The organism is Dysgonomonas termitidis (assembly GCF_054657735.1).
The window spans coordinates 3,179,864-3,206,042 of record NZ_BAAHYD010000002.1; the positions used below are offsets into that span (position 1 = coordinate 3,179,864).

A 26,179-nucleotide genomic window follows, 5' to 3' on the forward strand; every position below is an offset into this window, starting at 1 on the left:
AGTTTTTTCAGGGGTCAATTTAGATTTGGCACGAGGGGGCAACGCTCACTGGATTTTCCATCGCCATTTACTGTAATACGTAAATAAATAGAGGCTTCTCCGTTTTTAAGAAGCCGATGCTTTCTGATAACATAAAGCAAACTGAACGTTGTTTGAATTGCATTCATGGGCTTGAAATTTTACTGTTACAAAATTACTTGTTACAGTTCATTTGAAAGCTATGCAAAATTCTGAAAATCAACGAATAGAAACCCTAATCGTGGGCAAAAACAGGATATTAAAAAAGCCCACGAATTGTACCGTGAATAGTGCGTTAATTTGCTATTTTTCGTGGGCAATGGCTAAAAAGAAAAAGGTCTGAAAGTATTGACTTTCAGACCTTTGCTTCGATTTGCTTTCGCTTTTTGCGGTATGGACGGGACTCGAACCCGCGACCCCCTGCGTGACAGGCAGGTATTCTAACCAGCTGAACTACCACACCGTTTTTTGAGGTTGCATTTTCTCTCAAATGCGATGCAAAGATAGGATAAGGATTTGAATCCTGCAATAGGTTTGAGAAGATTTTTTTAATAAAATTTCAATACACTGCCTTTCAGATGATTAAAATTGGGCATATGAGTACAAATTATTTCCCGCGAATAATAATGAATACATATTAAGGATAAAATCAGCAATACTTTTTTCGTTTCAGGCTAAAAAAACACAAAATATAATATCCAGGATAAAATATTTTAGCATTAGAAAAGACTACCGTGAAGAATTCAGGCTGACCTGATCCACTAATAGGGTCACCAAATCCATGATAAATACGATAAAACACAGAACAATCGTTACAATATATTTCTAATGGCAAAAGTTAGTAAAACCTTGTTTCTTTTTGTTAAAAAGATATGAATTCATTAGTCATATTCACAATTGTTTTTAGTAAATTTGTTAGAAAGGAATCAGTGATCAGTATTAGATTTCTCAACACTCAATCCGGATCACCTTTATAATAGATTGTAAAACTAAAAAACAAACAGATATGAACGATAAACTGATTACATTAGCCATTCATACGCCCGAAAAGGCACGTATCCTGAAATACACACTCGAAGATATGGGCGTGGATTCTATACTTGTAGATCTAAGTGATAAGGAAGAAAATGGCTCCAATGCCATAGCTGTGCGAATAAGTGAAGCCGACCTCACCAAAGCCCTTACGATCATAGAAAATACGCAGCTTTTTCGCTACGATGACAAAAAAATATTTAAAATTGATGATGGACGAAAGCGCATACTCGTGCCTATCGACTTTTCTATCTATTCGCTAAAGGCCTGCCGGGCTGCTTTTGCTGTTGCCCACAAAATAAACGCTAAAGTAAAAATATTGCATGTATACAAAATACGTTATCCAATAACATTTCCATTCGCTGACAACACAAATGCAGACGACGCAGACGATATGCTCGGCAATGCACGAAAGCAAATGCTGGACTTCTGCTACGATATAGACAAAAAAATTTCAGAAAAGGAATTTCCATCGGTAAACTATTCTTATTCGTTGCGTGAAGGCATGGTAGAAGAAGAAATAGATAATTTCATTGATGAATACAAACCGACACTTCTCGTTTTGGGGACAAAAGGAAAAAGCAATAACCGACAGAATATATTAGGGAATGTCACTGCCGATATTATAGAAATGACAAATGTACCTGTAATGGTAGTCCCCGAAAATTCTCAATTTAAAACCATAGAAGATGTAAAACATATCGCATTTCTTACATCCTTGCAAAAAAGGGATCTGGATACTTTTGACCATTTTGTTAATATGCTGAGACCATATCCGACTGTACGGATTACATTAACCCATGTAAATGTAAAAAATAAAACAGGGGATAAATGGACAGAAAACGAATTGGCCGGAATGAAAGATTATTTTGTTCGGAAATATCCGGAACTGAATGTGGGCTATAAATTGATAGACGGCCCCGATATGACAGAAGCTATGGATCAATTTGTGAGAGGAGAAAAAGTAAACTTAGTGATACTGAATACCAAACGAAGGAATCTCTTCGGACGTATTTTCCTGCCAAGCGTATCCCGTAAAGTTCTTACTAATTTTGAAGTTACCCTACTTATATTCAGGGGATAACGGCCTTTTATACCAATAATTAATTGACAAGGGTTCCGATATTTGTATAAAATATGCCGGAACTTTTTTATCCGTACACTCTAAAATAAAGTATTATCCATAAAAATAAAAAGAGGTCAACGCTTGAATCTAAATAATATTGGAATCTTAAATATTACGGGTATATTTTCTCCTTTATATTCAGCTGGTATCCAGTCTGGCATTAACGAAACCACCCTAACCGCCTCAGCATCGCAGGAAGGCGATAAACTATTCAGCACCTTTACATTTGTAACTTTACCCGTTTTTGATATCATAAACTCTATAAGCACTGTTCCTTGTATACTGTCTTTAACAGCATCCTCCGGATATCTTAAGAATGTCATAATGAAAGTCTGAAGACGTGCCTCGCCCCCTATAAATTGGGGCATTTTGACCTTAAACCCGGCATTAACAGAATCTTGGTAAGTCATCTTACCGGATTTATTTTCTTGTGCCACAATAGACAGACAACCAACGAAGAAAAATAACAAAACTATTATAATAGATTTCATAGTATATAATTAAGACCTTTCCGATACACTATTGCCCCTAACACACTAATAAACAATAAATAAGCAATAAGCAGCAATAAATTGATCAATAACAATCCAATAAATATACTTAATTTTTCTAAACTTATAACCAGATGTAAAAACAAAAAACACTTACAGTTGTTCTATACCCAGATTAAGGAAATCAGATAGGACATCAGAAGGTAAATATTCCGGAAATAGGAAAGGGAGTGTCCTACCAGGAGTGGTCGGAAGAAATATCTTCCGACTATTTTTTTATATAATCATTTGATATTAAGCTGATTATGTTTGTTTTTATCACATAGTTTTATTATCTTTAAGTATTGATAATCATATATTTATGGCAATATTTAAAGATCATAGGATTGGAATAAATCAACTATTGGGAGTTATTCCAGAGGCACTTTTAAGTCATTTATCCGAAAATACAAAAGTTGACTATTATTCAAAAGTTCTGCATGGCAAGAAATTGTTTTACCTTTTGATGTATGGCATTTTAGAGAATGACAGATTAAGTCAGCGAACCTTAGAGGATACCTTTAATGATCCAGTCTTCAAGATGCTTTTTAACTTAGACAAATCAGAGAGTGTTCGCCGAAGTTCCATATCAGAACGGCTTTCTAAGATTGATGCGGACTTCTTCAAACAAATATATGAATGTATTTATGAACAATTCTCAGCAGCCTATTCATCGACAGAAAAAGAGGAATATAATCTGATACGAGTTGATTCTTCAATGGTAAGTGAAGCTTGTAGCAAACTCTTAGAAGAAGGTATTGACCATAAAAACGGAAAGAAGTCAGTTAAGTATAGCATTGCTTTTGATGGCATTTTACCTTGTGATGTTAAGATATTTACAGACTCCAAATACTCTGGCGAAGAAACAGCTTTACCTGAGGTTATAAGAAGTCATGTGAAACAAGAAACCGGACATCACAATATTTACATTTTGGACAGAGGATTGCAGTCAGCTAGAACCATGAAAGATTTTTCCGGAGAATCTATCCCTTTTATAATAAGAGCAAAAGAGAATCGAAAACATGTTGAACTAAAATCCTTGAAAAGCGATGATATTGATCTAGACTTGGGTAGTTTGATGCTTTTGAAAGATAGTGAAGTTTATTTATATACCGGTAAGCCTATTAATAATAAACGAGGTAATATCCATTACAAAGAAGAGCTGGTAGAAGTACCTTTTCGCTTAATTGTAGCACAAAGCAAAGATGATCCTGATAAAGAATTTTGGTTTATCACCAATGTGCTTAACTTATCAGCCAAAGATATTACGGACGCTTACAGGCGAAGGTGGGATATCGAAGTATTCTTCCGATTTATAAAGCAGGAACTAAATGTGAGTACTCTTGTGTCACTCAATAAAAATGGAATAAAAGTTATCCTATATATGACTTTGATTGTGGCTATACTTATCTTGATATATAAACAGGCTAATAAACTTGGATATAAAACTGCTAAAAGAAGATTTTCCATGGAATTGAGAAACCTGATTATATCTATGATTGTTGTGCAGTGTGGTGGTGATCCTTCTATTTTCTTCAAAACGTAGAAAACAAAAAGTGATCGGAATTTCTTCCGACCACTCCTGGTGTCCTACTCCCTTTTTATTTTGCATTGATTTTTATTATCCATTTTTCATCAGAAACTATCACCCCGTCGTATACGTATCTGAATAGCGTTCTCTATCGGAACCTCGCTAATAAATATCAGATAGCCGCCGCCACCTGCTCCGCTGAGTTTCCATCCCAACGCCTTATCTTTATATCTGTCCAACACCTCGAATATTTCACTGTTCACCATATGCGGATACATAGTTATCTGGGCATCGAAACTATCTTTCACTGCCATTCCGAATTTTGCTATATCCATTGTCTTTATCGCATCCCATGCCTGGATGGCCGCATCACTCAACTTTTTCGCATTTTCGGCTGTTATATTGGTCTCAGACAACACATCATAATCGCCATGGCGCGGATATAACGGTACAAGCCACAAATATTTTTCCAGCCAGTCGAGTATTTCGTTATCCAATACGCTTTCTATCTCCGATGGCCAGAACCCTCCGGCATAATGCAACCTGTTGAGCCCCGGCATGACAATACCCAGCGAATCCTGAGAACCACTTACATACTTTGTACCGGGAGGATTCTCAAAGCAAAAAAGGGTTAATGCCAGCTTTTCTTTCTTCCCTGCCGGAATATCCACTTGCCAAAGCTCAATTGCTTTATTCCGTGAACTGGTAGACATCCCGCTGCGGTCATTAAACTCATAATCGGGTTCTATGGATATAGTAAGCACCGGTCCCGGGGCAAGACTACTAACATTGGGTTGGTCCAACCATCCGCCTGCCAGGTCGATACGATACGGAATACGGCATTCTTCCCGCAAAGCCGTAGTGGAACGGGCCGGTAAATTTTCATGTGGAATACGTTTGCTCACAACATATTCTATGCCCAGTTCTTTACATAACTGCTCTTTCAGTGAACTGTGCCCGTCGCTGTTGACGAAGAATATATCCGGTTTTAACCGTTTAATTTCTTCCAGAAAATCAATAAGTCCGCTACCACTATTTACCCATGCTTCTTTTACCGATTTGAGAGAACTCACCATATACAGCCGTTCCTGTTCATTATTGATGGTTTTTCGCGCTTTAAGCCCATTTACAGTTTTATCCGAACCTAAACCTACATATAGTTCCCCATATGTAGCCGCTTCTTCGAAAAACGCGACATGTCCGCTATGTAACATATCATAACACCCGCTTACAAAAACTTTCTTCATAAAATCAATTCGATGGTAAAGTATGTATTTTTATTATGTAAATATAAGTCTTTTTTTTCATTCTTTACAAATTTAAGGATTGCTTCCGCTGCTATCAGAGCTTAGGCTGCGACCAACATGATAAACGAATGCCATAATACACCATTAACCTTCACCGGTTACTAACATCCGCAAAAAAGGGTTATTATTAAGAGATAAATTGTTTTATAAAAAAATATTGTAAAAGAAAATGTGTATATATAATTAAAATAATTATTAAACAATCGGGATGATATCATAATTTATTTCTATCTTTGTACTTCAGATATTCATATGAGAATTTGCCGGATATTTGAAAAAATGAAAAAGAAAAAGATACAACATTATTATACAAGCTAAAGGAACAGATATACCAAATATCACGTTCCTTTTTTTTTATCATATAAATCAGTTATTAGTCACAATTATATTCTAAACAAAAAGATGCATTCAGACAAACCAGTTCAACTAATTCTTGACGACGGAACAGTTTTTGAAGGACGGTCTTTCGGCTCGGAAAAAGCCAGTGCCGGGGAAGTTGTATTTAATACAGCTATGGTAGGTTATCCGGAGAGTCTTACAGACCCCTCTTACCTGGGACAGATACTTGTTGTCACCTTCCCGCTTGTAGGAAACTACGGTGTTCCTGACAACACTTTCACAAATGGGATTTCCGACTTTTACGAATCGGAAAAAATACAAGTGAACGGACTCATCATTTCAGACTATTCGCATGAATACTCCCACTGGAATGCAAAGAAAAGCCTTGGTGAATGGCTCAAGGAGAATGATGTGCCGGGTATTTACGGCATAGACACACGCGAACTGACGAAGATATTACGCGAAAAAGGTTCGATGAAAGGCAAGATTGTTTTCAGCGGAGCAGACGAAACAGACTTCTACGACCCCAATATCGAGAATCAGGTGGCAATTGCCAGTTGCAAAGAAGTGATAACATATGGCAGCGGGCAGAAAAAAGTGGTTCTGGTAGATTGCGGTGTAAAACACAATATAATCCGCTGTCTCGTAAAACGCGGTGTAACACTTATACGCGTACCCTGGGACTACGACTTCAACCAGCTGGAATGGGACGGGCTCTTCATCTCTAACGGCCCTGGTAACCCTGATTTCTGTGAAGAGACAGTAAAGAATATCCGCAAAGCAATGGAAGGAAATAAACCTATCTGCGGTATATGTATGGGTAACCAACTACTATCAAAAGCCGGAGGCGCAACCATTTACAAGCTGAAATACGGGCACCGAAGCCACAATCAGCCTGTAAAGATGGTAGACTCTACCAAATGCTTCATCACATCGCAAAATCACGGTTTTGCAGTAGCGAACGCCTCTCTCGGGTCTGATTGGGAACCATTGTTCATCAATCTGAATGACGGAACAAACGAAGGTATCAAACACAAGACCAAACCGTTCTTCTCTGCCCAGTTTCACCCCGAAGCAGCCAGCGGACCGACAGATACGTCATTCTTGTTCGATATGTTTGTAGAGAAATTATAACAATTAGCAAATTCGAATATTAGCAAATGAACTGTTTTTTTATTTTCAAATATGCTAATATGCTAATTTCCGAATTATTTAACTTGTAACCAATTAAACAAATGGATATAGACGTAAAAAAAGTATTAGTCCTTGGTTCGGGAGCCCTCAAAATCGGTGAAGCGGGAGAGTTTGACTACTCAGGTTCGCAAGCCCTGAAAGCCCTGAAAGAGGAAGGCATCGAAACTGTACTTATCAACCCCAATATTGCAACGGTACAAACCTCGGAAGGCAGTGCCGATAAGATATACTTCTTACCTATTACCCCATACTTCGTAGAAAAGGTAATTCAAAAAGAAAAGCCGGAAGGCATACTTCTGGCTTTCGGTGGACAAACCGCCCTCAACTGCGGTGTGCAGCTCTACGAAGGCGGCATTCTGGAAAAATATAATGTACGCGTACTGGGAACACCCGTACAAGCCATTATGGATACCGAAGACCGTGACCTCTTTGTGAAGAAACTCGACCAGATAGATGTAAAAACCATCAAAAGCCATGCGGTAGGCTCGATAGAAGATGCCGTAAAAGCAGCGGCGGAACTGGGTTATCCTATTATCATACGCGCGGCATACGCGCTTGGCGGACTAGGCTCGGGATTTTGCGACAATGAGCAGGAATTGCGGGTACTGGCCGAAAAAGCGCTTGCATATTCATCCCAGCTTCTGGTAGAAAAATCGCTGAAAGGATGGAAAGAAGTGGAGTACGAAGTTGTCCGCGACAAGTATGACAACTGTATGACCGTGTGTAACATGGAAAACTTCGACCCGCTGGGAATCCATACCGGTGAAAGTATCGTAGTTGCACCATCTCAAACACTTACCAATTCCGAATATCATAAGCTGCGTGAACTATCTATACGTATTGTGAAACATATAGGTATTGTCGGTGAATGTAACGTACAATACGCCTTCGACCCCGAATCGGAAGACTACCGTGTGATCGAGGTCAACGCCCGCCTGAGCCGGTCATCGGCGCTGGCATCTAAGGCGACAGGTTATCCACTGGCCTTTGTAGCGGCTAAACTGGGGCTGGGTTATGGACTGTTCGAACTGAAAAACTCGGTAACCAAATCTACCTGCGCGTTCTTCGAACCTGCTCTCGACTATGTAGTGGTAAAAATCCCTCGCTGGGACTTGGGTAAATTCCACGGCGTATCGAAAGAGATAGGATCAAGTATGAAATCTGTCGGTGAAATTATGGCTATCGGCCGTACATTCGAAGAAGCCATACAGAAAGGCCTTCGTATGATTAACATCGGCATGCACGGATTCGCTGCCAACAAGCCTCTGGAAATCGACAATCTGGACGACGCACTGAAAAATCCTACCGACAAGCGCATATTCTGTATCGAAGAAGCCCTGAAAAGAGGATACACCATAGAACAAATACACGATCTCACTAAAATAGACCTTTGGTTCTTACAGAAACTGCAATATATTTTTAAATGTTCTAAAGAACTGGAAAAATTCGACGATATACAGTCTCTCCCACTCGACCTGCTCCGCTCTGCCAAGCAAATGGGATTTTCCGACTTCCAGATAGCGAAGATAGTATGCAAAGAGCCAAGCCTGGTAGAGACAATAGCGCACGATGTACGCCGTATCCGCAAGGAAAACGGAATCATACCGTGTGTGAAACAGATAGATACGCTTGCCGCCGAATATCCGGCTCAGACCAACTACCTCTACATCACATACAACGGTAAAGCCAACGATGTGAAATACCTGGGCGACCACAGATCAGTGATCGTTCTCGGATCGGGAGCATACCGCATCGGCTCGTCCGTAGAGTTCGACTGGTGTTCGGTCAATGCCCTGCAAACCATCCGCAAGGAGGGTTACCGCTCGGTAATGATAAATTACAACCCCGAAACAGTATCTACCGACTACGATATGTGTGACCGTCTTTACTTCGATGAACTCACTTACGAGCGCGTGATGGATATCATAGAACTGGAAAACCCGCACGGAGTAATCCTTTCGGTGGGCGGACAAATACCAAACAATCTGGCTATGCGACTAGATGCGGCTAAGGTTAACATACTCGGCACAACTGCCAAGAGCATTGACAATGCCGAAGACCGTCACAAGTTTTCCAGCATGCTCGACCGCATCGGAGTAGATCAGCCGCGATGGAAAGAATTGAGTTCGCTCGATGATATCAAAGGCTTTGTAGCCGAGGTAGGCTATCCGGTACTCATCCGCCCTTCTTATGTACTCTCGGGTGCTGCGATGAATGTATGCTCCAACGATCAGGAACTTGAAAACTTCCTCGGGCTGGCTGCCGAAGTCTCCAAAAAGCATCCTGTTGTAGTCAGCGAGTTTATCGAAAATGCCAAAGAGATAGAAATAGATGCTGTGGCCAACAAAGGTGAAATAGTCATGTACGCTATCTCTGAACACGTTGAATTTGCCGGAGTTCACTCAGGAGATGCGACAATACAGTTCCCTGCTCAACGCCTGTATATCGAAACTGTAAGAAGAATAAAGAAAGTAGCCCGTAAGATAGCGCAGGAATTGCAGATATCAGGACCTTTCAATATACAATTTCTGGCTAAGGACAATGATATCAAAGTAATCGAATGTAACCTGAGGGCATCCCGCTCTTTCCCGTTTGTATCTAAAGTGCTGAAGATAAACTTTATCGACCTTGCCACTCAGGTTATGCTGGGTAAAAATGTAGAGAAGCCGAACAAGAACGACTTCGACCTCGACTATGTAGGTATCAAGGCGTCTCAATTCTCATTTTCACGCTTGCAGAAAGCAGACCCTGTACTGGGTGTGGATATGGCTTCTACCGGAGAGGTAGGATGTATCGGGGATAACTTCTACGATGCCATGCTCAAATCGATGCTGTCGGTCGGCTACCGTGTACCCAAGAAAACGGTTCTGTTTTCTACCGGGCCTGCCAAATCGAAAGTGGAACTGTTGCAGGCCGCACGCCTGCTGCATCAGAAAGGATATGAGTTATATGCAACGGGTGGTTCCCAAAAGTTCCTCATAGACAACGGGGTCCCTGCCACTCAGGTATTCTGGCCTAATGAAGACCAGAAACCAAGTGCACTGGAAATGATCCAGAACAAGAAAATAGACCTCGTGGTAAATATCCCTAAAAACTTCACTACCAACGAGCTGGACAACGGATATAAAATCCGCCGGGCATCTATCGACTACAATGTACCTCTGCTTACAAACTCCCGTCTGGCTTCGGCTTTCATACAGGCATTCTGCAAAATGAATGTGGATGAAATAGAGATTAAGGCATGGAACGAGTATGATTAATCCGGCATCATTATAATGAATAGCCTCGGGATAAATCCTGAGGCTATTTTTTTTGAAACAGTAAGAAAGTCATCAGTTAACCGGAGGAGACATGCAGGTCAAGTTACGTTTTCATAAACCTATGCCGGACAAGTTAATTAAAATACGCTGACAGTATCTCCTTATATTTTTTATCCCGGCGGATATTATTGAAGTCCTGATCGTCTTCGATGCGCTTCTTGTCCAGCTTGTCCATTTTTATAGTGTATTGCTTTACAATGGTCTTTTCGAGCCATTTGTGAGCTTCCTCCTTTTCCTTAACAAGGGAATAATAGCAGGCCAGATTATAGGCGGCCGACTGGCTGCCCTGTTGCTCCGCCTTCAGATACGACGCCACCAGTTCCTCTTCGTATTTGATATGGTCCTTCTCTATTTTCCCAAGGCTCAGGCAGGCATATCCCTTTCCCGTATTAGCATCGAGCGAATTGGCATCCAGTTCCAGCACTTTGTTATATTTTTCTATGGATTGCCTGTAAAGCCCGGCGTCGTTCCTGTCCATCGCCAGCTTCAGCAAAGTCTGTCCCCACACCAGATAAGCCTGTATAAACCGGGGATTCACATCTATTGCTTTCTGCAACTTGTCGAAGCATTCTTCATACACACTTTCGTCTTTTTTCAGGTTGGCATAAAAGATGAGCGCGCCCGCCCACAATCCGTACACTTCAGGCGATTGTTTCAGTTCTACGGACTTATTGAATTTCTCGAAACTGATTTCATACAGTTCCGCATCCGAACCTTTCTCGGCACGTTTCATAGCCAGAAAGCCCCATATGGCATACAGGTCGGCATGCGACGGGGCGGCTTTCACTGCTTGTTCCAATATGGCCGATACTTCTTCCATACTGCCGCCTTCGGCTTCCTTGCCCACAGCCATTGCCGCCAGCGATTCAGCACGCACTTTATTCTCTTTGTCCTGAGCTTGTGACGATAAGCAGGAGGTGATCAGAAGTATAAAAAACAGATGTTTCATAATGAGTAATATACATGTTAGAAGAAGCAAATATAAGTATTATTTCGTATATTTGTTAAAATGTCGGAGGACAATAAAATCTGTTGCTTTACATGACAGAAGAACGTTTAGTATGCGGATATATTGCATATACACTTATGGATTTTGCAATGAATGGATTTATTTCCTCCCATCAGAGAAGGATAAACGAAAAATCATTTGTATGAAAGTAATTAAAACAGAAAAAATGGGATTCCAACTGCAAGTAAAGAACCCGTTTATCGTATGCTTCCACCACAAAGACCTTTTTCCGAAAGGAAACGGAAAGATGGAACCTGTCTATTATCCCGATGGCAGAAGAATCGGGGAAGACTTCGACCACAAAGCCCCGTGGCGCATGTATTATGGCGATACTATCCCGGGATTTCCCGTTCATCCGCACCGCGGATTTGAGACGATAACTGTGGTAACCGAAGGATTTGTAGACCATTTCGATTCCAAAGGTTCGAAAGGCCGTTACGGACAGGGTGATGTACAGTGGATGACAGCAGGGGCGGGCATTCAGCATTCCGAAATGTTTCCCATACTGTCCGAAACCGAAGACAATCCGATGGAGTTGTTCCAAATATGGCTCAATTTGCCCCGGAAAAATAAATTTGCGACTCCCGCATACAAAATGCTTTGGAATGAGCAAATCCCCGTTGCGAAGGAGAAAGATGCAAACGGACATACGAGCAGCATAAAGATAATAGCGGGAAGCTACAAGAATATACAATCACCTGACCCTTTACCTGCTTCGTGGGCTTATAATCGCGGAAATCATGTAAACATCTGGCTGATAACTATGCAGCCGGAGGCAGAGTTAAGTATCCCGAAAGTATCGCCGACCCTCAACCGTATGCTTTACCTATACGAAGGTGACGAAGTGGATATAGAAGGACAACGGCTCGCCGTAAACCATTGTGCCGAACTCAACGGCAATGAAGACATCATATTAAAAAACGGCGGGACGGAAAGCCGTTTACTATTGCTCGAAGGCGAGCCTATCCGTGAGTCGGTGGCTACATACGGGCCTTTTGTAATGAATACCCGGGACGAGATAGAACAGGCCATTGCAGACTATGAGCATACGCGCTTCGGCGGTTGGCAATGGTATAGTCCCGGGCCTGTGAACGAAAGCGGAGACGGGCGCTTTGCCAATTATGAAAACGGTAGTCAGATAGAGAAACCGTAAAACTTAAAAAGACTCTGTACAACGACAAAGAATATGAAACAACAACTATTAGTAGACATGGACGGTGTATTGGCCGATGTATATTCCCAGTTTCTCAAACTCGAGTTTGAGGAGCTGGGAATAAAACGATCATTGAAAGATATGGAAGGAGTATTGGAAATGAAAGCATTTGCCAATGCCGGGAAATATGTGCGTACAAAAGGATTTTTCCGCAACGCACCCACCATAGAAGGTAGCGTGGAGGGATTGAAATACCTGAACGGTAAATACAAGGTACTTATAGTATCGTCAGCAACGGAATTTCCCGACAGCCTGAGTGAGAAACTGTACTGGCTGAATGAATATTACCCGTTCATAACGTGGGAACAGATGATTTTTTGCGGTAAAAAGGATTCGGTAAAAGGAGATATTATGCTCGACGACCACTTCAAAAACCTTGACTATTTTGAAGGGAAGACGGTCTTGTTTACTCAGCCGCACAATGCCGGAATGGAGAATGGCAGGCATATAAGAGCTTATAACTGGAAGGACGTAGTGAGTATTCTTTAGATAAAAGAATTTAGCTGCCATCTCATAAATATCTTAAACATTATAACAAAGGAAATATAGGACGGGGCTGTATCCGTCGCGAAACAGCCCCATTTGTTTAAATCCAAACCTTTTTTAACCTGAAATACCTATGCGATTGTATGACGAAAGAATTATTGCATGATGTAAAATAAGGCATTTGAATCCGGACTTTAAATGTAAAATCGTACAATAGCATAGAAACATTGGCTTATACCGCTATTATTCCGTACCTTTATAGTACAGATGCTCTTAATATATTCTTACCCGTAAAAAACTGTATATCATGTTTGCAATTTTCGAGACCGATCCATGGCTGTTGCCCCTGATGATTTTCTTCGGACGTATTTGTGATGTCACACTTGGCACGTTGCGCATTATTTTCGTATCCAAAGGCGAAAGATACAAAGCTCCCATTGTCGGCTTCTTCGAAGTATTCATCTGGGTGGTGATCATATCGCAGATATTCGCTCATGCCAACAGTATTATTGCATATGTGGCATATGCCGGGGGATACGCCGCGGGAAACTATGTGGGCATACTGGTCGAAAACCGCATTGCATTCGGCTATCAACTACTGAGGGTATATACGAAAAAGGATGTCCCCGAATTGATAAAAGACCTCAATAAACATAATATAGGGGCTACTTTCGTAAAAGGTGAAGGTGCTGTATCGCAGGTACATATCATAGAGATAGTCATCGGCCGCAAGTCACTCGATGAAGTGGTGTCTATGATCACCGGCTTCGATCCCGATGCATTCTATCTGGTAGAGGATATCCGCTACAAAAAGAAAGGTATATTTGCAATGAATAAGTGGAGCAACAGGACTATTGCCGCCAGTAAGAGAAAATAGAACTATACCAGCTTATATTTATCCTTATCCGAATCGGTTATCGGCCTTATCACCCTGCACGGATTGCCTGCAGCCAGCACATTGGAAGGAATGTCTTTCGACACCACGCTGCCCGCGCCTATCACCGTATTATCACCGATAGTAACTCCGGGTAGAATGTGTACCCCCGCGCCTATCCATACATTATTGCCTATAGTAACAGGGAAAGCGTATTCGAGGCCGCTAATGCGCTGCTTCACATCGAATGGATGTCCGGCGGTATAGATACCTACACCAGGTGCTATGAATACATTGCTGCCTATGGTGACCTTTGCTCCGTCGAGGACTACGAAATTCATATTGGCGAAAAAGTTTTCGCCTATCTCGATATTGTAGCCATAGTCGCAAAAGAACGGAGGCTCAAATATAAAGTTGTTACCGGCTTTACCCAGCAGGCTTTTCAACAGCTGCTTTTTCTCTGTCTGCATACCAGGGCGCAAAAGGTTGTAGTCGTAAAGTATCTCTTTAGCCCTTTCTCTTGCCCGTAAAATATCCTGGTCGTTGTTAGCATCGTAGAGAAGCCCTGCTGCCGCTTTTTCTTTTTCTGTCATGAGTCCTGTTTTATAGTTACAAATTCAAATATACGGCATATTTAATAAAATAATCCTTTATCAAATCCATTTTTCACCTTATTTGCCAGTCTTACAATTCCCTAATATCGGAAAACAAAAGAGCAGGCAACAACTGTTACCTGCCCTTTATCTCTGTAAAGAGCTATATTCAATCAGGCATTTATCAGCTTCTCTATATCGAATTTTCTCATTTGCATAAATGCATCCGTCACCCGTCCGGATCTCTCCGGATCTTTCATCAGATCGGTAAGGATAGCGGGGACTATCTGCCACGAAAGGCCGTATTTATCTTTCAGCCAGCCACAATAGCTTTCCTCGCCGCCATCGGCTATGAGCGTATCCCAGTAATAATTTATCTCTTCCTGAGTATCGCAATATACCTGAAACGAGACCGATTCGTTGAAGCGGAATTCGGGTCCGCCATTGAGTGCGGTAAATGCCTGTCCGTTGATTTCGAATTCTACGGTAAGTACGGTTCCTTCGGGCTGATTGTGTATTTCAAAGCCTTCTTTACCGTAATATGTGATGTCGTGTATCTTCGAATTTTTGAAAACAGACACATAGAAACGTACGGCTTCTTCGGCCTTGCCATCGAACCACAGGCAGGGTATTATCTGATATTTCATGATTATCTTTTTAGTTATAGTGAAACAAACAGGCGATTATCAGTACAATTTATTTCTCGTTCAACTCCACATAATATTTAAACCTGTCCAGTATAGCCTGCCATCCGGCACGCTGCATTTCAACGGGATTCAGGTTTTCGGCATCGAATGTTTCGGTGATCCGGGTATTATTGTCTACATTCGTGAATAAGATTTGTACTCTGCGTCCGTCGGCCATTGTATATACGATCTTTTCGTTCGGTACAATCTCATCGTAACGTCCCTCGAAATCGAAACCTGCGCTGCGGTCTTTGGCTTCCATACGCCACCTGAACCATCCACCCTGTTGCAGGTCATTTACGGCGCTAGGAGTATGCCAGTCGTCGGAGGCGCAGTTCCAGTGGACTATATGCTCTGGATCGGTCCAGTACTCCCACACAATATGAGGTGAGAAATTGACCTGTACCTGTACGGTGATTCCTTCCTTTTTTTGTTCCATCCTTATGTTTTTTTCACTTCATTGAATGTAGTCCGAAGATATTACCCTCAGTATCTACTGCAAGCACGATAAAACCATATTCTCCAATCGAGAATTTAGGTTGGTGTATCTGCCCGCCTGCAGTTATTACCCTGCCTCCTTCCACGGCACAATCCTCGCAGCCGAAATACACAACCGTGCTGTTGCCCCCGGCTTTTACATCTTTCATCCACACCAGCGCTCCGGATGCATTGGGCGCATCCATATCGTCGACCATTGGAAACATTACCATATTGTAGTCCGTCGCACCTTCCATCGGCATATCGGTCAGTTCTTTGTCCAACACTTCTTCGTAAAACTTACGGGCACGTGCCATGTCGTCTACATAAATCTCAAACCATACTACGGGATTCGTTTTTGTTGCCATACTGTTATTGTTTTTTATTGGTAATTAAATCACTTTGACAGGAAATTCCTAAGGGATGTTCCTAATATTTCTTCCCAACCCGCCACATAGTTTTCGCGGGAAAAGTCAGCTCCTGCATCGGCAAAGTTTTCTACACCTGTATGGGTAAGCGTTACTTTAGTACCGCCGTCCTGCGGTTGCAAATCCCAGGTAACTACCGACTCGCCTCTGCTCTGGGTGGGATGTGTCCATGTGTGTATTAATCTTTTCAGGGGAACTATTTCTTTTATTACGCAACGGTGATGATAAATAATATCTTCGAAAGGCACAGAAAAATTAAATTCTGCCCCTTCCCTGAGCTCAAAGTCCTCGATGGTGAAATACCATTCCTCCATCTGTTCTTTATCGGTTATAGCCTTCCATATCTTGGACACGGGTGCGGAATAAATTTTTTCTACTATAATGGGGGTGCTGCTCATGATGTGGTATATTAAATTGATAATAATGTATTTTATTTAAACAGAAAAGAGAATGCGCATGTTCAGTAGAAAAAGTTAATATGTAGTTAGTTATTGTTGGTAAAATATAAAATCCCTGATAATGAATAATTTTTCATTCGTCACCTTAATATAAACCTTAATTAGTTATGCGGATCAGGGGGTTGGGTTTGATTCCATATAACAATCATAATAAACCAACACCTGATTCGCATTTATTAAATTCTCTGTATCTTTGATCTCTAAAATATTAAAATACACTGTTACTGATGAGTAATAAGAAAAAAATAATTAACGATCCCGTATTCGGTTTTATCACCATCCCGAATAATTTTCTTTACAGACTTATACAGCACCCTTTCCTGCAACGGCTGCACCGTATCAAGCAACTGGGACTGGCCTCTTTTGTGTATCCGGGAGCGCAACACACCCGCTTGCACCATTCCATAGGCGCTATGTACCTGATGGACGAGGCTATAAACAACCTGAGAATAAAAGGCCACGAAATAACCGCTGACGAAGCTAACGGGGCATTAGCCTGTATCCTGCTGCATGATGTAGGGCACGGGCCTTTTTCGCATGTACTGGAATATACGCTGACAAACGGCATTCACCACGAGGAATTTTCCCTTGCACTGATGGAGAACCTGAACGAAGAACTGAACGGCGAACTTGATATCTGTATTTCAATATTTAAGAACGAATATCCGAAGAAATTCCTTCATCAGCTGGTGAGCGGTCAACTGGATGTAGACCGTCTCGATTACCTGCGCCGCGACAGCTTCTTTACGGGTGTAACCGAAGGAAATATAGGTTCGGCCCGTATTATCAAGATGCTTGACCTACGCAACGACCGCCTTGTTGTAGAGGCCAAAGGTATTTATTCGATAGAAAATTTCCTGATGTCGCGCCGGCTGATGTACTGGCAGGTATATCTGCATAAAACGGCCGTCGCTGCCGAGAAAATGCTGATAAAAACACTGACAAGGGCAAAAGAACTAAGCGATAAGGGTGTAAAGCTGTTTGCATCTCCGGCCTTCCTGTATTTTCTGGAGAATGATGTAAGCAGGGAATTCTTTGACGGGCAACGGGAAGAAGTATTGAAGCATTTCGCGGGTCTGGACGATAATGACATCTGGTGTGCGCTGAAGGTATGGGCAGTCAACGAAGACAAAGTATTGTCCACGCTTAGCACGGCTTTAATAAACAGGAACCTGTTTAAAATAGAAATAACCAACGAACCGCTGTCTGAACATCAGATACAGAAACATATCACGGCTTATACCGAGCAGCTCGGAGTGAATGAATATGAAGCATCTTTCTTTTATTCGTCCGATGTTATTTATACAAATATGTATAATGAAGCTGATGACAGTATAGATATCCTGTACAATGACGGGACTATCAGGGATATATCCGAAGCATCGGACATGCTGAATATACAACTGCTGTCTAAAAAAGTACAGAAATATTACTTTTCGTACCTGAAAATTTAAATTATGGATATTTCAAGAGTAGAACAGTATATCGTTGCCAACGGATTACTTGCCGGAGGAGAGAAAATTATCGTAGGCGTCAGCGGAGGAGCAGATTCTGTAGCTTTGCTGGATATCCTGCATAGCTTCGGCCTCGAATGTGTCGTTGCACACTGTAATTTTCACCTACGGGGCGAGGAGTCCAACAGGGATGCGTTTTTTGTAGAAGAACTTTGCAAAAAATATAATCTGAAATACGAGCGTGTCGATTTCGACACGGAAGCCTATGCCGCCGTAAATTCCGTTTCGATAGAAATGGCTGCCCGTGAACTGCGTTACAACTGGTTCGAACAACTCAGGGTTATACATATGGCCGACAAAATAGCCGTAGCCCACCACCGCGACGATTCGGTGGAGACCATTCTTCTCAATCTTATCAGGGGAACAGGTATCCGCGGACTTACCGGCATTGCGCCTGTAAACGGATATGTTATCCGGCCATTATTATGTGTGAGCCGCGACGAAATAATAGAGTATCTGAAAGAAAGGCGAATGTCGTTCGTAGATGACAGCACCAACAATGAAGATATGTATGCCCGGAATAAGATAAGACTGAATGTAATCCCGATGCTGGAAGCTATAAACCCCTCGGTAAAAGAATCTGTAAACAAAACAGCCGAACATCTGACGCAGGTGGCAAACATATATTACATGTATATGGCTCAGGTGAAAGCCAGTATATTCGCAGATAATAAAATAAATATATCCATGCTGGTTCAGTATCTGGAGCCGGAAGCTATCCTCTTCGAGCTTCTTTCTCCGTATGGGTTCAATTCGGCTACGGTGCGGCAGGTATTCGAATCAGTTATAAGCCAGTCGGGTAAAATATTTTATTCGGAAACGCATGAATTACTCAAGGATAGAGGATACCTCATCTTAAAGAAAAAGGACAATCTCAAAATAGAACGGTATAATATCCATGAAGATGAAAGTATCTTATCGCGCCCCATACATCTGAAAATAGAACGTATTCCGGTAAACGGGGGCTTCTCCATAGAAAAGAATCCCGATATAACATACGCCGACGCTGACAAACTGACTTATCCGTTAACCCTCCGCAAATGGAGGCAGGGCGATTGGTTTATGCCTTTCGGAATGAAGGGAAAAAAGAAAGTAAGCGATTATTTTTCCGACAATAAGTTCAGCCTGTTCGACAAGGAAGCCGCCTGGTTGCTCTGTTCGGGAGATGATATAGTATGGATAGTCGGGCATCGCTCCGACGAGCGGTTCAAAATAACGGATAAGACAACGGAAGTGGTGAAAATAATATATAGTAAATGAAAATGAAGAAAATGTTTATAGCAGCGATAGCCTCCCTTATGCTATTCTCCTGCAACAATCCAACAAAAGAAAAGACGAGTGATATGGAACAAAAAAATGCTGTAGTAGAAGCTATTATGAGCCGTAGAAGCATACGCTCATACAAACCGGAACAGATAACACCGGAGCAACTGGATACAATAGTAAAATGTGCCATAAATGCACCGAGTGCACTGAACAGGCAATCGTGGGAAGTAAGGGTTATACAGAATGCCTATTTATTGAGCAGGATCAACAACAGTTTTGTAGAAAAGGCCAGGGGTAAAAACCTGCAAGGAAGCGCAGCCCGTGCGCAAGAGCCGGGATTCAGCGTATTTCACGGAGCGCCGACCCTCATCATCGTAGGCAAGGATAAGAGTAATCCTTATAGCGCGGTCGATTGCGGACTACTGGCACAGAATATTCTCCTCAGTGCCGAATCTATGAATATCGGGACATGTACCATCGGCAATATGGCCGGTATATTGAACGACCCCGATTCGAAAGGTTTCCTGAAAGAAATAAATATGCCTGATACACACGAAGTTGTTTTTGGTATTGCCGCCGGTTATAAGAACGAATCGCCGGATGCCAAGCCAAGGGATGAGAGTAAGGTGCAGTATATAAGATAATCCTCCACAGATACCCAAACGGGGCTATTTCGAAGACCAGATTATCAAGGCTATCAAAGCCTCCAGAATCGAAAAAGAGAACATAAATCCGCCTATATAGACCATCCTCCGGGATAAGGCCGGTTTATGTTCTTTTATATACCTGCCCGAAATGTACCACAACACAATGCTGGCGGCAAACATGGCTATACTAACATACAAAAGAATCGAATATACTTCCATCCCGAAACTACTTTAATTCATCCATTATATTATAACAGAAGGTAAAACGATTAGTTCAACCGGGGCTAATCCCCAGGTGATAAAGCCCACAAAAAAAGCCTGTCTCATCTGACAGGCTTTCTTTATCAATATCGGGGAACTTTATTTCAGCATATTCTCTATTTTCTCTGCCAGTACGGCTTTCTGAGCTGCGCCTACTTGTTTGTCCACTACTTCACCGTTTTTTATGAACAGGATTGTAGGAATGTTGCGGATACCATATTTGGACGTAATATCGTCATTATTATCCACATCTACTTTACCAATAGTTACTTTACCGGCGTATTCGGCAGCCAATTCTTCCACGATAGGACCTACCATGCGGCAAGGGCCACACCACTCCGCCCAAAAATCTATTACCAGAGGTTTGTCTGATTTCAGTACATCTTCAAACCCTGCGTCTGTAATCTCTAAAGCCATAGTTTTTATTTATCAGTTTATTTATAATATTTATGTTATCTATCCTCAAGTTTTGTTTTGCAAAGGTAATTAATCTATTTAAAATATAAAAATTTCAATTTACTTTAAATACAAGATTTTCGTTTTCTATCAGATAATCAATAAGTTCCTGCTTAACATTTATTTTAAAGCTTCTTGAAAACAAATCTACTTTCATATTTCGTTCCCCATCAACTACCTGAAAATATAACAATGAATTACCGGGATTGTTTTTTGTTAAAGTAGACAATTCTTCCACCATCTGCGTATTCATATCATGCAGCGGTAAAGTAATCGTTATTTTCTCTATCAGGCGGTCTTTTACATCCGGCAGCAGTTGTATCGAAAATATTTTAAACTCAAACTGGGTCTGGTCAAATTTGCGCGGCTGTACACGTCCTTTTATATATACATATAATCCCGGACGCCCGTATTTTCCAAAGTTGATATAATCGTCACCAAATAATGGAAGTTCGCCGCTTCCCGTGAAATCCTCGATACGAATAATCATAAACGGTTTCCCGTTCTTGGTAATACCTTCCCTCACAGCCGATACCAGCCCGCCCAGAGTCACTTCCTTATTTTTCAGGGCGTCCTTATCTTCTATTTCCGACATACCCACATTACACACATAGCTAAGCACTATCTTATATTCATCGAGCGGATGCGCCGAAAGGTAAATGCCTATCAGTTCGCGTTCTTTATTCAGGCGTTCAAGATCCGACCATTTTTCCACCTTTGGTATTTCGGGATGCGCTATATCGAATGACGTATCTCCTCCGAACAGCGAATTGGCTGCTGTGTTTTTATCCAATTGGTACTTATTACCATAACGGATAAGCATATCTATAAACTGTTCACCTTTGCCATTGACTCCGAAAAACTGTTCGCGGCTTACTTCCGGAAAATTATCGAAAGCGCCGGCCAAAGCCAGGGATTCTATATTCTTACGGTTACACGAACTCAGGTTGACACGTTCTACGAAGTTGAATATATCTTTGAACGGACCATTATTTTGGCGTTCCTCTATTATATTCATCACGGCGCCCTCTCCCACTCCCTTCACAGCGGCCAGTCCAAAACGTATATCTCCTTCCTGATTTACCGAAAACTTGAGGAACGACTCGTTTACATCCGGCCCGAGCACGTTCATATTCATAGCCTTGCATTCGTCCATGAACTTTGTGATTTCAGTGATGTTGGACAAGTTTCGCGAAAGCACGGCAGCCATATATTCCGACGGATAATTGGCTTTCAGCCATGCTGTCTGGTAAGCAACCCATGAGTAACAGGTAGCATGGGATTTATTGAACGCGTATGACGCGAATTTTTCCCAGTCGGCCCATATTTTATCCAGCGTTTTCTTATCATGCCCGTTTTTAGTACCGCCGGCAATGAATTTCTCTTTCAGGGCGTTCATCTTATCGATAAGCTTCTTACCCATTGCCTTACGCAACTCGTCGGACTGGCCACGGGTAAAGTCGGCAAGCAAACGCGACAAGAGCATGACCTGTTCCTGATATACGGTAATACCATAAGTATCGTTCAAATAACGTTCCATAACCGGGATATCGTAGGATATCTCTTCCCGCCCGTGTTTACGGGCAATAAACGAAGGGATATAGTCCATCGGGCCGGGGCGATAGAGTGCATTCATCGCTATCAGGTCTTCAAACTTACTCGGCTGCAGCTCTTTGAGGTATTTCTGCATACCGGCAGACTCGAACTGGAATGTACCCGTTGTTTTTCCCTGGCTGTACAGCTCATATGTTTTAGGGTCTTCGAGCGATATGGTATCTATATTGATAGTCTCACCTGTCGTATGTTTTATGTTTTCAATGGCCTCTTTGATGATAGAGAGTGTTTTCAGTCCCAGAAAGTCCATTTTGATAAGTCCCGTCTCCTCGATCACCGTACCTTCGTACTGGGTAACGAGTATATTTTCGCCCGTTTCCTTATCCTCAGCCGTACTCACAGGCACAATATCGGATATATCCTGCTGTCCGATGATGATACCGCAGGCATGCACTCCGGTATTACGCACATTACCTTCAAGCATCTGCGCGTATTTGAGCGTATCGCGCATCACAGGATCGTGGCTGTTCGCCGCCTCTTTCAGTTCTGGAACATATTCTATGGCATCGCGCAGCGTCACTTTTTTCTTATCGGGGATACGGTCGGGAACAAACTTTGCCAGCCTGTTAGACTCCGACAAGGGTAATTTCTGTACACGGGCAACGTCTTTTATCGCCGACTTAGTGGCCATAGTACCATAGGTAATAATATGTGCAACACGCTCCTGTCCGTATTTTTCCGTTACCCATTTCAAGACCTTTCCACGTCCGTCATCATCGAAGTCGATATCAATATCGGGCATGGATATACGGTCGGGATTAAGAAAACGCTCAAACAGCAAGTCGTACTTTATAGGGTCTATATCTGTAATTCCCAAACAATAAGCCACGGCAGAACCGGCAGCGGAACCTCGTCCGGGGCCTACGGCCACACCCATTTCACGAGCGGCGGCGATAAAGTCCTGTACAATAAGGAAGTAACCGGGAAATCCCATCGTTTTCATTACATCCAGTTCAAAATCGAGCCGTTCCACGGTTTCGGCATTCCTGTCCCTCCCATAGCGCTTGTCGGCTCCTATCATTGTAAGATGTTTCAGATAGTCCGATTCCAGTTTGATACGGATTACTTTATCGTATCCGCCGAGGCGCTTATATGCCTTCTCCCCAAATTCGAGCAAGAGGTCTTCCTCGCTGTACATTATCTTATATCCCTCTTCCGTACCAAAAGACGCATCGATGGTAAAAAACGGCATCAGAGCATCTGAATCGATGGAATAGAATTGTACCTTATCGGCTATCTCCAATGTATTTCCCAATACTTCGGGATGGTCGGAGAATATCTGGTTCATTTCCGCCGTCGTTTTCAGCCATTCCTGCTTGGTATAACGCATCCGCTTGGGGTCGTCGAAATCCTTGCCTGTACTCAGGCAGATAAGGCGGTCGTGGGCATCGGCGTCCTCTTCTTCTACAAAGTGGACATCGTTGGTGGCGATCACTTTTACGCCGAATTTCTCCCCTAGTTTCAGCAGTTCTGTATTAACCTTTTGCTGCAAAGGATAGGCTTCGATATTGGCGTCAGGACGATTGGTCTTATGACGCTGCAGTTCGAGGTAGAAATCTTCCCCGAAAAGGTTTTTAAACCATTGCAGGGCTTTTTCTGTTTCCTCCACGTCTCCCGCCTGTATTTTCTTAGGTATTTCACCACCCAGGCAAGCCGTGGAAACGATAAGCCCCTCATGGTATTTTTCGAGCAGTTCCTTATCTATACGCGGACGCATGTAATAGCCTTCTGTCCAGCTATGCGACACCATCTTGATAAGATTTTTATATCCTTTCAGGTTTTTAGCCAGTACCACAAGGTGCCAGCCGCTCATATCGGGTTTCCCTTCTTTCAGTGTCCTGTGGCGACGGGCGACATAGCACTCGCAGCCGATAATGGGCTTGAATTTTTTGGCTTCCTCCTGTTGTATCTTTATTTTCAGCTCGCCTATCTGTTCACCGTTACCCCCTTCCGGGTCTTTTTCCAGATCTTTTATCTGGGTTTTCAGTTCCTTGATGGCGCTGTCGTATTTGCCGTTCTTCTTTTTTACATAATTGAAAAATTCCTTTACCCCGAACATGGCTCCGTGGTCGGTAAGGGCTATCGCCTTCATTCCGTCGGCGATGGCTTTATCTACAAGATTGGGTATGCTGGCCTGCCCATCCAACATGGAATATTGGGAATGGACATGTAAGTGTACAAAATTATTCATATATCTTCTGCTTTTTCACAATTTGTAAAGTTACAATAAATAGGAACTCTTCTCAAGGAAAACGGTTGGCAGTTTTCAACAAGTAAGGATTTTTAAAGATTCAAAACAACTATATTCTGAATAAAATTAATCCTGATAAAAAACAATTTCATTTTCCTCTAGGGTTTTTATCGTTTCACCAATCATATAAGTAGAAACCGGTTAATATTCATTATTTAATCAATACTGTTATGAAAGCAATATACTCAAAAACCGCACAGCTGATCCTTGCCGTTCTCATATCCGTCGCGTGCATTCCGTTACAGGCACAGAATATGTCGGCAAACTACATTACCATAAGTGGTGTAGTGAAGGACAAGAACTCGAACAAGAAACTTGAATACGTCAGTATTTCCGTTCCGGGAACCAATATCGGTACCATAACCAATACCGACGGGGTGTTCTCTATCAAACTCAACAATGCGCTGGAAGCTAAAACGCTGGAGATATCACACATCGGCTACCGTAACATGAAGTACACTATCAATCAGGAAGATATAGGACACGAAGTAACCATATACCTCATCCCTAACGTAAACCTGCTGAAAGACGTTATAGTACAGCCTGTGGACGCCCAAAAGCTGGTAGAAGAAGCCATACGTAAAATCGGGGATAACAATAGTTCCGAAGTGAATATGCTTACTGGATTCTATCGTGAAACAATAAAAAAGAGGCGCAATTACATAAATATATCAGAAGCCATACTGGACATATACAAGACACCTTACACTCAAGACATCGCAGGTGACAGGGTACAGGTCTACAAAGGGCGTAAACTGATAAGCCCCAAGCCAAACGACACGCTGATTGTAAAGTTTCAGGGAGGGCCGAATCTTTCTACATTCATGGACGTTGTAAAGAATCCCGAATTGTTCCTGGACATAAATACACTGGGTATGTACAGATACAATATGGAAGAATCGGTTATGATAGACGAACGTCCTCATTACGTGGTCAGTTTCAGGCCGCAGGTCGTACTTCCATATGCGCTGCACTTCGGTAAGCTGTATATAGACAAGCAAAGCCTGACTTTTTCCCGTGCCGAATTCAGCCTCAGCATGGACGACAGGAATAAGGCCACACAGGCAATATTGAGAAAAAAACCGTTCAAGATGCATTTCAAGCCTGAAGAAGTATCGTTTCTGGTGACTTACAAGCAACAAGACGGCAAAAGTTACCTGAACTATGTATGGAGCGAAGTGAAGTTTAAATGCGACCTGAAACGCCGCCTGTTCTCTACCGGCTATACTATTGTATCCGAAATGGTGGTGACCGACCGCAAAAGCGGGAAGATAAACAAAATCCCGTTTAAACAATCATTCGGACAAAATCAGGTGTTATCGGATAAGGTTCAGAATTTCTACGACCCTAATTTCTGGGAAGATTATAATATCATAGAGCCTACCGAATCATTGGAAAACGCAGTATCGAAGTTGAGAAAACAACAGAATTAATGAAGTGAAAAATGAAAAGTGAAGAATTTGCATTTCTTGTTTTCGATTTTTCACTTTTCACTTTTCGTTCTTCGTTTTTATCTTAACTTTGAAATACTGAACTGAACAAAATAATT

At 42.1% G+C, this 26,179-nt stretch carries 23 protein-coding genes and 1 tRNA gene; 11 read left to right on the forward strand and 13 right to left on the reverse strand.

The features are described 5' to 3' along the window. Window positions 1-14 precede the first annotated feature (14 nt). Together ACYQ3L_RS17100 and ACYQ3L_RS17105 are read right to left on the reverse strand one after the other, a co-directional pair. Window positions 15-167 carry an Arm DNA-binding domain-containing protein gene (locus ACYQ3L_RS17100; RefSeq protein ID WP_379999018.1) on the reverse strand — a complete coding sequence of 51 codons (153 nt, stop codon included), beginning with the start codon at window positions 165-167 and terminating at the stop codon, window positions 15-17. A gap of 240 nt (window positions 168-407) precedes the next feature. After that, a tRNA-Asp gene (locus ACYQ3L_RS17105) sits at window positions 408-481 on the reverse strand. A 543-nt stretch (window positions 482-1,024) separates the two neighbouring features. Here ACYQ3L_RS17105 and ACYQ3L_RS17110 point away from each other — a divergent pair. Continuing rightward, window positions 1,025-2,134, forward strand: a complete 1,110-nt coding sequence (locus ACYQ3L_RS17110; RefSeq protein WP_379999020.1) for a universal stress protein — start codon at window positions 1,025-1,027, stop codon at window positions 2,132-2,134. A gap of 116 nt (window positions 2,135-2,250) precedes the next feature. Here the strand turns inward: ACYQ3L_RS17110 and ACYQ3L_RS17115 are convergent, their stop codons facing one another. Further along, a complete protein-coding gene (locus tag ACYQ3L_RS17115; protein WP_379999022.1) occupies window positions 2,251-2,667 on the reverse strand; it encodes an energy transducer TonB in 417 nt (138 codons plus the stop codon). A 361-nt stretch (window positions 2,668-3,028) separates the two neighbouring features. On the opposite strand from ACYQ3L_RS17115, the gene ACYQ3L_RS17120 reads away from it, so the two are divergent. Next, window positions 3,029-4,252, forward strand: a complete 1,224-nt coding sequence (locus tag ACYQ3L_RS17120; RefSeq protein WP_459952373.1) for an IS4 family transposase — start codon at window positions 3,029-3,031, stop codon at window positions 4,250-4,252. Window positions 4,253-4,341: 89 nt separating this feature from the next. On the opposite strand, the gene ACYQ3L_RS17125 is transcribed toward ACYQ3L_RS17120, so the two are convergent. Continuing rightward, window positions 4,342-5,484: an adenylyltransferase/cytidyltransferase family protein gene (locus ACYQ3L_RS17125; protein ID WP_379993455.1), complete on the reverse strand. Its 1,143-nt coding sequence runs from the start codon at window positions 5,482-5,484 to the stop codon at window positions 4,342-4,344. 462 nt (window positions 5,485-5,946) lie between these two features. Here ACYQ3L_RS17125 and carA point away from each other — a divergent pair, with 462 nt between their 5' ends. After that, on the forward strand, window positions 5,947-7,017 hold the full coding sequence (gene carA / locus ACYQ3L_RS17130; protein WP_379993454.1) for a glutamine-hydrolyzing carbamoyl-phosphate synthase small subunit: 1,071 nt from the start codon (window positions 5,947-5,949) through the stop codon (window positions 7,015-7,017). 101 nt (window positions 7,018-7,118) lie between these two features. Next, window positions 7,119-10,337, forward strand: a complete 3,219-nt coding sequence (gene carB, locus ACYQ3L_RS17135) for a carbamoyl-phosphate synthase (glutamine-hydrolyzing) large subunit (RefSeq protein WP_379993453.1) — start codon at window positions 7,119-7,121, stop codon at window positions 10,335-10,337. Between the two features lie 133 nt (window positions 10,338-10,470). Here the strand turns inward: carB and ACYQ3L_RS17140 are convergent, their stop codons facing one another. Then, entirely contained in the window at window positions 10,471-11,346 is an 876-nt protein-coding gene (locus tag ACYQ3L_RS17140) for a tetratricopeptide repeat protein (RefSeq protein WP_379993452.1), read from the reverse strand. A gap of 202 nt (window positions 11,347-11,548) precedes the next feature. Here ACYQ3L_RS17140 and ACYQ3L_RS17145 point away from each other — a divergent pair, with 202 nt between their 5' ends. From ACYQ3L_RS17145 to ACYQ3L_RS17155, 3 genes are all read left to right on the forward strand, one after another. Further along, window positions 11,549-12,559, forward strand: coding sequence for a pirin family protein (locus ACYQ3L_RS17145; protein ID WP_379993451.1), 1,011 nt, complete (start codon window positions 11,549-11,551; stop codon window positions 12,557-12,559). A 33-nt stretch (window positions 12,560-12,592) separates the two neighbouring features. Then, a complete protein-coding gene (locus tag ACYQ3L_RS17150; protein ID WP_379993450.1) occupies window positions 12,593-13,108 on the forward strand; it encodes a 5' nucleotidase, NT5C type in 516 nt (171 codons plus the stop codon). Between the two features lie 304 nt (window positions 13,109-13,412). After that, window positions 13,413-13,982 carry a DUF2179 domain-containing protein gene (locus ACYQ3L_RS17155; protein ID WP_379993449.1) on the forward strand — a complete coding sequence of 190 codons (570 nt, stop codon included), beginning with the start codon at window positions 13,413-13,415 and terminating at the stop codon, window positions 13,980-13,982. A 2-nt stretch (window positions 13,983-13,984) separates the two neighbouring features. Here the strand turns inward: ACYQ3L_RS17155 and ACYQ3L_RS17160 are convergent, their stop codons facing one another. The 5 genes from ACYQ3L_RS17160 to ACYQ3L_RS17180 form a co-directional block, all read right to left on the reverse strand. Next, a complete protein-coding gene (locus ACYQ3L_RS17160) occupies window positions 13,985-14,572 on the reverse strand; it encodes a sugar O-acetyltransferase (RefSeq protein ID WP_379993448.1) in 588 nt (195 codons plus the stop codon). A 173-nt stretch (window positions 14,573-14,745) separates the two neighbouring features. Continuing rightward, window positions 14,746-15,219, reverse strand: coding sequence for a VOC family protein (locus tag ACYQ3L_RS17165; protein WP_379993447.1), 474 nt, complete (start codon window positions 15,217-15,219; stop codon window positions 14,746-14,748). Between the two features lie 49 nt (window positions 15,220-15,268). Continuing rightward, a complete protein-coding gene (locus ACYQ3L_RS17170) occupies window positions 15,269-15,697 on the reverse strand; it encodes an SRPBCC family protein (RefSeq protein ID WP_379993446.1) in 429 nt (142 codons plus the stop codon). 13 nt (window positions 15,698-15,710) lie between these two features. Beyond that, entirely contained in the window at window positions 15,711-16,103 is a 393-nt protein-coding gene (locus ACYQ3L_RS17175; protein WP_379993445.1) for a VOC family protein, read from the reverse strand. A gap of 29 nt (window positions 16,104-16,132) precedes the next feature. After that, complete coding sequence (locus ACYQ3L_RS17180; protein WP_379993444.1) at window positions 16,133-16,561, reverse strand: SRPBCC family protein; 429 nt, start codon at window positions 16,559-16,561, stop codon at window positions 16,133-16,135. Between the two features lie 287 nt (window positions 16,562-16,848). Between ACYQ3L_RS17180 and ACYQ3L_RS17185 the strand changes: the two genes are divergently transcribed. The 3 genes from ACYQ3L_RS17185 to ACYQ3L_RS17195 are packed head-to-tail and all read left to right on the forward strand — an operon-like array spanning window position 16,849 to window position 20,045. Next, complete coding sequence (locus ACYQ3L_RS17185; protein WP_379993443.1) at window positions 16,849-18,075, forward strand: HD domain-containing protein; 1,227 nt, start codon at window positions 16,849-16,851, stop codon at window positions 18,073-18,075. A 3-nt stretch (window positions 18,076-18,078) separates the two neighbouring features. After that, on the forward strand, window positions 18,079-19,395 hold the full coding sequence (gene tilS, locus ACYQ3L_RS17190) for a tRNA lysidine(34) synthetase TilS (protein ID WP_379993442.1): 1,317 nt from the start codon (window positions 18,079-18,081) through the stop codon (window positions 19,393-19,395). Beyond that, the gene (locus ACYQ3L_RS17195) at window positions 19,392-20,045 is read left to right on the forward strand and encodes a nitroreductase family protein (protein WP_379993441.1); all 654 of its coding nucleotides are present in this window, start codon (window positions 19,392-19,394) and stop codon (window positions 20,043-20,045) included. Before tilS ends, ACYQ3L_RS17195 begins: the two co-directional genes overlap by 4 nt. Before the next feature lie 24 nt (window positions 20,046-20,069). On the opposite strand, the gene ACYQ3L_RS17200 is transcribed toward ACYQ3L_RS17195, so the two are convergent. From ACYQ3L_RS17200 to dnaE, 3 genes are all read right to left on the reverse strand, one after another. Then, complete coding sequence (locus tag ACYQ3L_RS17200; protein ID WP_379993440.1) at window positions 20,070-20,267, reverse strand: hypothetical protein; 198 nt, start codon at window positions 20,265-20,267, stop codon at window positions 20,070-20,072. Between the two features lie 141 nt (window positions 20,268-20,408). After that, entirely contained in the window at window positions 20,409-20,726 is a 318-nt protein-coding gene (trxA, locus tag ACYQ3L_RS17205) for a thioredoxin (RefSeq protein ID WP_379993439.1), read from the reverse strand. Between the two features lie 94 nt (window positions 20,727-20,820). Further along, window positions 20,821-24,570 carry a DNA polymerase III subunit alpha gene (dnaE, locus tag ACYQ3L_RS17210; RefSeq protein ID WP_379993438.1) on the reverse strand — a complete coding sequence of 1,250 codons (3,750 nt, stop codon included), beginning with the start codon at window positions 24,568-24,570 and terminating at the stop codon, window positions 20,821-20,823. A gap of 230 nt (window positions 24,571-24,800) precedes the next feature. Here dnaE and ACYQ3L_RS17215 point away from each other — a divergent pair, with 230 nt between their 5' ends. Then, a complete protein-coding gene (locus ACYQ3L_RS17215; RefSeq protein WP_379993437.1) occupies window positions 24,801-26,063 on the forward strand; it encodes a carboxypeptidase-like regulatory domain-containing protein in 1,263 nt (420 codons plus the stop codon). The last annotated feature ends 116 nt before the right edge of the window (window positions 26,064-26,179 follow it).

What these genes read in the sequence shown, in the direction of transcription:
- ACYQ3L_RS17100 (WP_379999018.1), bottom strand. Translation starts at nt 167, where the DNA reads ATGAATGCAATTCAAACAACGTTCAGTTTGCTTTATGTTATCAGAAAG.
- ACYQ3L_RS17110 (WP_379999020.1), top strand. Translation starts at nt 1,025, where the DNA reads ATGAACGATAAACTGATTACATTAGCCATTCATACGCCCGAAAAGGCA.
- ACYQ3L_RS17115 (WP_379999022.1), bottom strand. Translation starts at nt 2,667, where the DNA reads ATGAAATCTATTATAATAGTTTTGTTATTTTTCTTCGTTGGTTGTCTG.
- ACYQ3L_RS17120 (WP_459952373.1), top strand. Translation starts at nt 3,029, where the DNA reads ATGGCAATATTTAAAGATCATAGGATTGGAATAAATCAACTATTGGGA.
- ACYQ3L_RS17125 (WP_379993455.1), bottom strand. Translation starts at nt 5,484, where the DNA reads ATGAAGAAAGTTTTTGTAAGCGGGTGTTATGATATGTTACATAGCGGA.
- carA (WP_379993454.1), top strand. Translation starts at nt 5,947, where the DNA reads ATGCATTCAGACAAACCAGTTCAACTAATTCTTGACGACGGAACAGTT.
- carB (WP_379993453.1), top strand. Translation starts at nt 7,119, where the DNA reads ATGGATATAGACGTAAAAAAAGTATTAGTCCTTGGTTCGGGAGCCCTC.
- ACYQ3L_RS17140 (WP_379993452.1), bottom strand. Translation starts at nt 11,346, where the DNA reads ATGAAACATCTGTTTTTTATACTTCTGATCACCTCCTGCTTATCGTCA.
- ACYQ3L_RS17145 (WP_379993451.1), top strand. Translation starts at nt 11,549, where the DNA reads ATGAAAGTAATTAAAACAGAAAAAATGGGATTCCAACTGCAAGTAAAG.
- ACYQ3L_RS17150 (WP_379993450.1), top strand. Translation starts at nt 12,593, where the DNA reads ATGAAACAACAACTATTAGTAGACATGGACGGTGTATTGGCCGATGTA.
- ACYQ3L_RS17155 (WP_379993449.1), top strand. Translation starts at nt 13,413, where the DNA reads ATGTTTGCAATTTTCGAGACCGATCCATGGCTGTTGCCCCTGATGATT.
- ACYQ3L_RS17160 (WP_379993448.1), bottom strand. Translation starts at nt 14,572, where the DNA reads ATGACAGAAAAAGAAAAAGCGGCAGCAGGGCTTCTCTACGATGCTAAC.
- ACYQ3L_RS17165 (WP_379993447.1), bottom strand. Translation starts at nt 15,219, where the DNA reads ATGAAATATCAGATAATACCCTGCCTGTGGTTCGATGGCAAGGCCGAA.
- ACYQ3L_RS17170 (WP_379993446.1), bottom strand. Translation starts at nt 15,697, where the DNA reads ATGGAACAAAAAAAGGAAGGAATCACCGTACAGGTACAGGTCAATTTC.
- ACYQ3L_RS17175 (WP_379993445.1), bottom strand. Translation starts at nt 16,103, where the DNA reads ATGGCAACAAAAACGAATCCCGTAGTATGGTTTGAGATTTATGTAGAC.
- ACYQ3L_RS17180 (WP_379993444.1), bottom strand. Translation starts at nt 16,561, where the DNA reads ATGAGCAGCACCCCCATTATAGTAGAAAAAATTTATTCCGCACCCGTG.
- ACYQ3L_RS17185 (WP_379993443.1), top strand. Translation starts at nt 16,849, where the DNA reads ATGAGTAATAAGAAAAAAATAATTAACGATCCCGTATTCGGTTTTATC.
- tilS (WP_379993442.1), top strand. Translation starts at nt 18,079, where the DNA reads ATGGATATTTCAAGAGTAGAACAGTATATCGTTGCCAACGGATTACTT.
- ACYQ3L_RS17195 (WP_379993441.1), top strand. Translation starts at nt 19,392, where the DNA reads ATGAAAATGAAGAAAATGTTTATAGCAGCGATAGCCTCCCTTATGCTA.
- ACYQ3L_RS17200 (WP_379993440.1), bottom strand. Translation starts at nt 20,267, where the DNA reads ATGGAAGTATATTCGATTCTTTTGTATGTTAGTATAGCCATGTTTGCC.
- trxA (WP_379993439.1), bottom strand. Translation starts at nt 20,726, where the DNA reads ATGGCTTTAGAGATTACAGACGCAGGGTTTGAAGATGTACTGAAATCA.
- dnaE (WP_379993438.1), bottom strand. Translation starts at nt 24,570, where the DNA reads ATGAATAATTTTGTACACTTACATGTCCATTCCCAATATTCCATGTTG.
- ACYQ3L_RS17215 (WP_379993437.1), top strand. Translation starts at nt 24,801, where the DNA reads ATGAAAGCAATATACTCAAAAACCGCACAGCTGATCCTTGCCGTTCTC.